Source organism: Corynebacterium sp. KPL2680, assembly GCF_040225675.1.
Taxonomy (GTDB): Bacteria; Actinomycetota; Actinomycetes; order Mycobacteriales; family Mycobacteriaceae; genus Corynebacterium; species Corynebacterium rhinophilum.
Genome location: NZ_JBEHFM010000051.1, coordinates 1 through 1,793, shown reverse-complemented (window position 1 = coordinate 1,793; position 1,793 = coordinate 1). Strand labels below are relative to the sequence as shown.

Genomic DNA, 1,793 nt, shown 5'->3' with positions numbered 1-1,793 from the left:
AACAAAAACGACTGAGATGCCGGTTTGTCAACTATGTCGCGACTGACCTGTCAAGCATGTCGCGACTCATGACAATGCGACCTTGACGGGACTTGAACCCGCGACCTCCGCCGTGACAGGGCGGCGCGCTAACCAACTGCGCCACAAGGCCAAATGAGAAATTATTTCGTACCAACACGATGGTGTTGGTACCCCCAACGGGATTCGAACCCGTGCCGCTGCCGTGAAAGGGCAGTGTCCTAGGCCGCTAGACGATGGGGGCCAGTCGCTTCTTGGCGACTTCTAGAAATATACTGGAGACATCACCAAGAAACAAAATCGCTCCCCCAGAAGGAGTTTTAACCATGTCTGAGCAGCAAAAAACCTGTTCCTGCCACGAGCCGGATATCCACGGATACAACGCCGATAGTAAGAGCAAAGCACGTTATCTGGCGCGCCTGAAGCGCATCGAAGGCCAAGCGCGCGGGATTCACCGCATGGTCGATGAGGACCAGTACTGCATCGATATCATCACCCAAATCTCCGCGGTGACATCCGCACTAGAGAATGTCTCTCTCGCGCTCTTAGAGGACCACATAGAGCACTGTGTGGCCGGTGCGGCGGCCGAGGACGGCGAGGTGGCCAAGGAGAAGCTAGCGGAGGCTATGCACGCCATTAAGAAGCTGGTAAAAAACTAGAAAAGGAGCCGCCCGAAGGCGGCTCCTGATGTGGGCCCTGTGGCGCACGAATTTATAACTTGCCGGACATGGGGTTCCCTGCAAATGAGGTGATCCCGGCAGACCCCCACGTGGGCGTGTTCACCTGCATCTGCGACTGACTGGCGATCTTCGTAGCAATGAGCCCCGCTATCGGCAAGACCACCCAGCCCCGGCGCGCAGCCACACGGTCTATAACTCCCGCCATTACCACACAATTACTAGGTACCGCTAACCTAACTATCGGTTCACTCCATCTTTCGATGGAACCGCTACGAGTTTTAAGGCCTAGCAGAATGACCTCTCTTTCCCCACCCAAGGCACCCCCAACAGCAGAAGCACATGCAACACCCGCACAGGCGGGCGTCACCAAGTAGCAGCGGTCCCGCTGCCTTGGGGGACTGCTCCTCATCCTCGCGCTCCTTCTCGTGAGCATCGCGATGAGCTTCGCCAACGGCTCCACCCCGCCCTACTCCGTGGTGTGGGAGGCACTACACCACCAAGGAGACGCGCAGGCCATTAGCATTGTGTGGAAGCAACGCTGGCCACGCACGCTCGTAGCGAGCCTGGCAGGAATCGGCTTCGGCGTGGTGGACGCTCTTATTCAGGCGATCACCCGCACCCCTGGCCGACCCCGGCATTCTCGACGTCAATGCGGGTGCGGGCTTCGCCGTCACTCTCGGCGTGGGGTTCTTCGGGCTCAGCAGTGTCACCGGCTACATCTGGTTCGCGTTCCTCGACGCGGCTGCCACCACCGTGTTCGTCTACCTCGAGGGGGCGGCAAGCGGAGGTACCGTTCACCCCGCTACGCTCGTCCTCGCAGGTGTGACGCTGGGCGCGGTACTTACGGGACTTACGAGCTTCCTCACCCTCATCGACCCCACCACCTTCGATGCGGTTCGACACTGGGGTGTGGGTTCCACCGCAAGCGTGACCTTCGGGGATATCCGCAGCGTCCTGCCCTTCCTTACGGTGGGCATGGCGCTCCCCATTACGTTGTTAGCAGTTCCGCTTGAAGGAGCCCAGGATTCGTAACTCTGCCCCTGTGCAGGGGCAGGTTATGTTTGTCTGCGTTCCTTTTGCTTTTCTTTTTCAGGA

Annotated in this window: 2 protein-coding genes, 2 tRNA genes and 1 pseudogene; 3 read left to right on the top strand and 2 right to left on the bottom strand. The window is 58.9% G+C overall.

What is annotated here, in order from left to right; genetic code table 11:
• Positions 1–77: 77 nt before the first annotated feature.
• Positions 78–151: transfer RNA gene (locus ABRP66_RS11575), tRNA-Asp, on the bottom strand.
• A gap of 35 nt (positions 152–186) precedes the next feature.
• Positions 187–262, bottom strand: a tRNA-Glu gene (locus tag ABRP66_RS11570).
• Between the two features lie 82 nt (positions 263–344).
• Between ABRP66_RS11570 and ABRP66_RS11565 the strand changes: the two genes are divergently transcribed.
• The 3 genes and pseudogenes from ABRP66_RS11565 to ABRP66_RS11555 all read left to right on the top strand — a co-directional run bounded on the left by ABRP66_RS11565 (position 345) and on the right by ABRP66_RS11555 (position 1,730).
• Positions 345–677 carry a metal-sensitive transcriptional regulator gene (locus ABRP66_RS11565; protein WP_023023790.1) on the top strand — a complete coding sequence of 111 codons (333 nt, stop codon included), beginning with the start codon at positions 345–347 and terminating at the stop codon, positions 675–677.
• Between the two features lie 458 nt (positions 678–1,135).
• Positions 1,136–1,255, top strand: a pseudogene (locus tag ABRP66_RS11560) (iron ABC transporter permease); the annotation flags it as partial.
• Positions 1,256–1,319: 64 nt separating this feature from the next.
• Positions 1,320–1,730, top strand: a complete 411-nt coding sequence (locus tag ABRP66_RS11555) for an iron chelate uptake ABC transporter family permease subunit (protein ID WP_349838702.1) — start codon at positions 1,320–1,322, stop codon at positions 1,728–1,730.
• Positions 1,731–1,793 lie beyond the last annotated feature (63 nt).